This is a genomic window from Candidatus Nanopelagicales bacterium, assembly GCA_018003655.1.
Taxonomy (GTDB): Bacteria; Actinomycetota; Actinomycetes; order S36-B12; family UBA10799; genus JAGNDY01.
The window spans coordinates 2,340-8,556 of the sequence record JAGNDY010000075.1 but is presented as its reverse complement, the minus strand read 5'-3'; the positions used below and the strand labels follow the sequence as shown (position 1 = coordinate 8,556).

5 protein-coding genes are annotated in these 6,217 nt (G+C 62.2%); 1 reads left to right on the top strand and 4 read right to left on the bottom strand.

The window, feature by feature from the left end; genetic code table 11:
* Positions 1-704: dihydrofolate synthase (locus KAZ48_09330; protein ID MBP7972989.1), on the bottom strand; the 704-nt coding region annotated here is incomplete at its 3' end.
* 58 nt (positions 705-762) lie between these two features.
* Between KAZ48_09330 and valS the strand changes: the two genes are divergently transcribed.
* Complete coding sequence (gene valS, locus KAZ48_09325; GenBank protein MBP7972988.1) at positions 763-3,348, top strand: valine--tRNA ligase; 2,586 nt, start codon at positions 763-765, stop codon at positions 3,346-3,348.
* 57 nt (positions 3,349-3,405) lie between these two features.
* On the opposite strand, the gene clpX is transcribed toward valS, so the two are convergent.
* From clpX to KAZ48_09310, 3 genes are all read right to left on the bottom strand, one after another.
* A complete protein-coding gene (gene clpX, locus KAZ48_09320; GenBank protein ID MBP7972987.1) occupies positions 3,406-4,689 on the bottom strand; it encodes an ATP-dependent Clp protease ATP-binding subunit ClpX in 1,284 nt (427 codons plus the stop codon).
* 153 nt (positions 4,690-4,842) lie between these two features.
* Positions 4,843-5,478 (bottom strand): ATP-dependent Clp protease proteolytic subunit, encoded by a 636-nt coding sequence (locus tag KAZ48_09315; protein ID MBP7972986.1) that lies wholly within the window; start codon positions 5,476-5,478, stop codon positions 4,843-4,845.
* On the bottom strand, positions 5,475-6,071 hold the full coding sequence (locus KAZ48_09310) for an ATP-dependent Clp protease proteolytic subunit (GenBank protein MBP7972985.1): 597 nt from the start codon (positions 6,069-6,071) through the stop codon (positions 5,475-5,477). Before KAZ48_09310 ends, KAZ48_09315 begins: the two co-directional genes overlap by 4 nt.
* Positions 6,072-6,217 lie beyond the last annotated feature (146 nt).

Sequence of the window (6,217 nt, the reverse complement as noted above, 5' to 3'; positions counted from 1 at the left end):
CCCTCGCGCACCGGCTCAATGTCCAGCTGGGCGCAGGCCGCACTCAACACGGCGGCGGCCTCTGGGCGCTGACCCGCCAGAGCCACAGGCGCTCCCCGGGCAAGGATGCCGGCCTTCTCGGCGGCGATCAGTTCAATCGTCTCGCCTAGGTAGTCAACGTGATCAAGGTCAATCGGGGTGATCACCGATACCGCCGGTGCGACGATGTTGGTCGCGTCCCACGTGCCACCCATCCCACACTCGATGATCATGACGTCGACCGGCATGTCGGCGAAGGTCGCGAAGCCCAACGCGGTGACGGCCTCGAACATCGTGACCGCCGGACCACCAGCATCCTCAGCCTGCTGATCAACCATGGCTAGGTACGGAGCAACATCGGCATACGACTCGGCGAACCGGTGCTCGTCTATCGGCTCACCGTTGATCTGGACGCGGTCGGTCATCGACATGACCGCTGGGCTGGTGTACAGCCCCGTTGAAAGGCCGAACGCCCGCAGCAGGGCCTCGATGATGCGCGCGGTGCTGGTCTTGCCGTTGGTACCGGCGATGTGAATCACGGGTGCGCTGGTGTGTGGGTCCCCCAGCAGATTGGCCAACGCACTGATGCGCCCGAGGTCGGGCGCGACCTGATTCTCCGGCCAGCGCGCCAGCAGTTTCTCCTCGACCTGGGCGAACTCAGGATCGGCACTGTGAGGGGTCGGCATGGGGCTCAGTGTAGGAACCCGCCCGCGACGGTGCGGCGGGCAACACCACCTTCCTAGGATGGTGGGCATGACCGGTGACTCCTCAAGCACTTCCCGCATGCCCGAAAAGCCCTCACTCGATGGGATCGAGCGCAAGTGGGCACAGGTCTGGCAGGAGCAGGGCACCTACCGATTCGACCGAAGCAAGACCCGGGAACAGATCTACTCGATCGATACCCCGCCGCCGACCGTCAGCGGATCCCTGCACGTCGGCCACGTCTTCTCCTACACACACACCGACTGCATTGCGCGCTACCAGCGCATGCGCGGACTCGAGGTCTTCTACCCGATGGGGTGGGACGACAACGGCCTGCCGACCGAACGGCGAGTACAGAACTACTTCGGCGTGCGATGCGACCCATCACTGCACTATGACGCTGACTTCCGGCCGCCGGAGAAGCCGGAGAAGAATCAGATCCCGATCTCCCGGCGGAACTTCATCGAGTTGTGTGAGGAACTGACGGTGGAGGACGAGAAGGCCTTTGAGGATCTGTGGCGCCAACTCGGTCTTTCGGTCGATTGGGAGATGACCTACCAGACCATCGACGACGACGCGCGAGCCACCTCGCAGCGAGCGTTCCTGCGCAACCTCGCCCGCGACGAGGCTTACCAGGCCGAAGCTCCCACGTTGTGGGACGTGACCTTCCGGACGGCTGTTGCGCAGGCTGAGCTTGAGGATCGCGAACGCCCGGGCGCCTACCATCGCATCGGCTTTGCCAGCGCGGTTCCGGACGCCGCCGACCCGGTGTTCATCGAAACGACCCGCCCCGAACTGCTCGCCGCCTGTGTTGCCCTGGTCGCACACCCAGATGACGAGCGGTATCAGCCACTCTTTGGATCTGCCGTGAAGACCCCGATATTCGGCGTTGATGTGCCGGTGCTTGCCCATCCGCTGGCGGACCCAGAGAAGGGTTCCGGCATCGCGATGATTTGTACTTTCGGCGACCTCACTGACGTTATCTGGTGGCGTGAGCTCGACCTGGCCACGCGCCCCATCCTCGGCTGGGACGGGCGCATCATCCGTGAGACACCGGAGTGGATCACCGGTAACTCCGAACGCGAGGCTTACGAGCACATCGCGGGTGCGACGGTCTTCACAGCCAAGGAACGCATGGTCACGATGCTCACCGAATCAGGCGACATGGTTGGTGAGCCGAAACCGATCAGCCACCCCGTCAAGTTCTTCGAGAAGGGCGACAAGCCGCTGGAGATCGTGACGACGCGCCAGTGGTACCTGCGCAATGGGGGGCGCGACACGGGCGTTCGCGATGCGCTGCTCGCCCGCGGCGAAGAACTCGACTGGCACCCAGCGCACATGCAGGTTCGCTACTCGAACTGGGTCGAGGGTCTCAATGGTGACTGGCTCGTTTCGCGTCAGCGCTTCTTCGGGGTCCCGGTTCCGGTCTGGTACCCGGTCGACGCGAATGGGGAGCCGAACTTCGACAAGCCAATTGTGCCCGACGAATCCGAGTTACCAGTGGATCCGTCTGCGGAGGCCCCCGCTGGCTATCAGGAGGGTCAACGGGGCGAACCCGGTGGCTTCATCGGCGATCCCGATGTTATGGACACGTGGGCAACGTCGTCGTTGACCCCGCAGATCGCCGGTGGCTGGGAACGGGATGAGGACCTGTGGTCGCGTGTGTGGCCCATGGATCTTCGCCCACAGGCACACGAAATCATCCGGACGTGGTTGTTCTCGACCGTGGTTCGAGCTCACCTTGAAGACAACGTGCTGCCCTGGAAGCACGCAGCCATCAGCGGCTGGATCCTCGACCCAGACCGCAAGAAGATGAGCAAGTCCAAGGGCAACGTGGTGACGCCCGCAGACATGCTGGTGGAGTACGGCTCGGATGCTGTTCGCTACTGGGCCGCGTCTGGTCGGCCCGGCACCGACACCGCGTTTGATCTCGGCCAGATGAAGGTGGGTCGGCGACTGGCGATCAAGTTACTCAACGCGTCGAAGTTCGCGTTGATGCTCGGTGCTGAGCGCGACGACGCCGCGATTACCGAACCGGTCGACAAGGCACTGCTGGCAGGCTTGACCGAGGTCGTGCGGGACGCGACACGTGCGTTCGACGGATACAACTACACCCGCGCACTGGAGCTCACCGAGGCTTTCTTCTGGGGCTTCTGCGATGACTACATTGAACTGATCAAGGAGCGGGCACACGGCGCGCGCGGACCTGTTTCCGCAGCCTCAGCCAAGGCCACGCTGGCACTGGCACTGTCGGTGCAACTGCGGCTGTTCGCGCCGTTCCTTCCATTCGTCACTGAAGAGGTGTGGTCGTGGTGGCAGGAGGGCTTAGTTCACCGGTCCGCGTGGCCCACCGTCGATGAACTCGCGGCTCGCGCCGACGGGGATCCCGCTGTTCTGGCAGACGCGGCAATCGTGCTGAGCGCGATGCGCAAGGCCAAGTCCGAGGCCAAGGTGTCGATGCGGGCGGCTATTGCGATAGCGAAGGTGTCGGGACCACTGGCGGCAATCGATCGGGTCCAAACCAGTGCCGAGGATCTGACCGCCGCGGGCAACGTCGCGTCCCTAACCTGCACGCCTGACGATCAAGATGCGCTGAGCGTCGAGGTCACCCTTGCTCCAACGGACTAGCCCCGGCTTTGGCGTACTCGCGGTGCCAACGGTGGGACGCGCGCGAGGCTGAAGTGGCTAGGCCGACTTCTCTCGGGGAGTTCGGTTCTTGGTGGTCGAGTCTCTTGGTACCAGCGTTGGATTCACGCTGTCGCGAACGACTTCCCCGCTGATGACGACCTTTGCCACGTCTTTGCGACTCGGCACGTCATACATCACGTTGAGCAGGACCTCTTCCAGAATCGCTCGCAGCCCGCGAGCGCCGGTTCCGCGCAGGAGTGCCTGATCCGCGATCGCCTCTAGCGAGTCATCTTCGAATTCCAGTTCGACACCGTCGAGCTCAAACAGCCGCTCATACTGCTTGGTGAGCGCGTTGCGGGGCTCGCTAAGGACCTTGACCAAGGCCGCTTGGTCAAGAGCCACCACGCTGGTGAAGACGGGGAGGCGCCCGACAAACTCCGGGATCATGCCGAATTTCAGCATGTCCTCGGGCATGACCTTGCTGAAGATGTCGCCAGGGTTGGTGTTCTCGTCATCGGACACGTCGGCTGTAAACCCGAGGGACTTCTTGCCGATGCGCTGCTCGATGATGGTGTCCAGGCCAGCGAACGCTCCACCGACAATGAAGAGCACATTGGTGGTGTCAATCTGGATGAACTCCTGGTGTGGATGCTTGCGACCGCCTTGCGGTGGCACGGACGCCGTCGTTCCCTCAAGAATCTTCAGAAGTGCCTGCTGCACACCTTCGCCGGAGACATCGCGGGTGATCGAAGGGTTCTCGCTTTTGCGGGCGACTTTGTCGATCTCGTCGATGTAGATGATCCCGGTTTCGGCCTTCTTGACGTCGTAGTCGGCGGCCTGGATGAGTTTGAGGAGGATGTTCTCGACATCTTCGCCGACGTAGCCAGCCTCCGTCAGGGCGGTCGCGTCAGCGATGGCAATCGGGACGTTGATCATGCGGGCCAGGGTCTGGGCGAGCAGAGTCTTGCCGGAACCGGTCGGACCGAGCAGCAGAATGTTGGACTTCGCCAGTTCGATCTTGTCGTCGCGAACTCGTTCAGCTTGACCGGCTTGCACCCGTTTGTAGTGGTTATAGACGGCAACCGACATGGCCTTCTTTGCCTGATCCTGGCCGATGACGTAGTTGCTCAGAAACTCGAAGATCTCACGGGGCTTCGGCAGTTCGTCGAGTTGTAGATCCGAGGCCTCGGTCAGCTCCTCTTCGATGATCTCGTTGCACAGGTCGATGCACTCGTCGCAGATGTAGACGCCTGGTCCGGCAATCAGCTTTTTGACCTGCTTCTGGCTCTTTCCGCAGAAAGAGCACTTGAGCAGGTCCCCACCCTCGCCAATGCGTGCCACTGTGCCGTCCCCTCAGATTCGTGTGCGGTTCCGACGTTACCTGAGGTTCGCGATTACGGCTTGCCTCACGCTCGGACGCGCGCAACGTTTCCGCCAAAAGCGGATAACCACCACCCGTTCCCCGTCAAACGGGCGACGGGAGTTGCGTGTTTGCTATTTGCGTGTCACCTTGCGTGACTCAATGACCTGATCGACGATGCCGTACTCCTTGGCCATCTCAGCGGTGAGAATCTTGTCCCGCTCGATGTCTCGGCCGATCTCCTCTACCGGGCGTCCCGTGTGCTCGGCGATGATGCCTTCCATCTCCGTGCGCATGCGCAGGATCTCGTTCGCTTGGATCTCGATGTCCGAGCCCTGGCCGCCTCCTTCGGAGTACGGCTGGTGGATCAGGATGCGAGCGTGCGGCAAGGCGTAGCGCTTGCCCGCGGTGCCGGAGGCGAGCAAGACCGCAGCAGCTGAGGCGGCCTGACCCAAACAAACGGTCTGCACCTCTGGCTTGATGAACTGCATGGTGTCGTAGATAGCGGTCATCGCCGTATACGAGCCACCAGGCGAGTTGATGTAGATCGAGATGTCCCGGTCTGGGTCCATCGACTCCAGGCACAGCAGCTGGGCCATGACGTCGTCGGCGGAGGCGTCATCGATTTGCACGCCCAGGAAGATGATGCGCTCTTCGAAGAGCTTGGTGTACGGGTTGTGGACGCGTTCGCCGGTAGACGTGCGCTCCCTGAACTCGGGCAACACGTAGCGCGAGGACGGTGCCAGCGTGGGATTGCTCACCAGGTTCATGCCGTGCCACCCTTTCCAGCCACGTCACTTGCACTTCGCACGACGTGATCGATGAATCCGTATTCCTGAGCTTGCTCAGCCGTGAACCAGCGGTCGCGGTCAGAGTCCTCTTCGACCTGCGCGAGGGTCTGGCCTGTCTGGTCAGCAATCAGTTCGGCGAGTTGCTTCTTGATCAGCAGCATCTGTTCGGCCTGGATCTTGATGTCCGAGGCTGTTCCGCCGAGACCACCTGAGGGCTGGTGCATCATGATGCGCGCGTGCGGCAACGCGTACCGCTTACCCGGGTGTCCCGCGCTGAGCAGGAACTGACCCATGCTTGCGGCCAATCCCATCGCGACCGTTGCCACGTCGTTGGTGACGAACTGCATCGTGTCGTAGATGGCCATGCCAGCGGTGACTGATCCACCTGGCGAATTGATGTAGAGGTAGATGTCAGCGTCTGGATCCTCAGCTGCGAGCAGCAGGATTTGGGCGCAGATGAGGTTGGAGTTGCTGTCCTCCACCGCGGAGCCGAGGAAGATGATTCGCTCGTCGAGGAGGCGCTTGTAGACGGAATCGTCGTGCCCGAAGCCAACGGCAGCGGCACTGCGAATGTCGGCAGTGGAATCAGTGGTCACGCTTTCGCACCCCTCAAGTCAGGCTAGTGAATTTGCGGCTTGTTGACCCTAACCCGGCAGGGGCTCAGGAACATCCCGGAACGTGCTCGTGTTCGCCCAGGGCGCACCAACTCAGCCCGCCA

Coding starts and splice junctions, on each gene's coding strand:
- valS (MBP7972988.1), top strand. CDS start 763: ATGGTGGGCATGACCGGTGACTCCTCAAGCACTTCCCGCATGCCCGAA.
- KAZ48_09315 (MBP7972986.1), bottom strand. CDS start 5,478: ATGAACCTGGTGAGCAATCCCACGCTGGCACCGTCCTCGCGCTACGTG.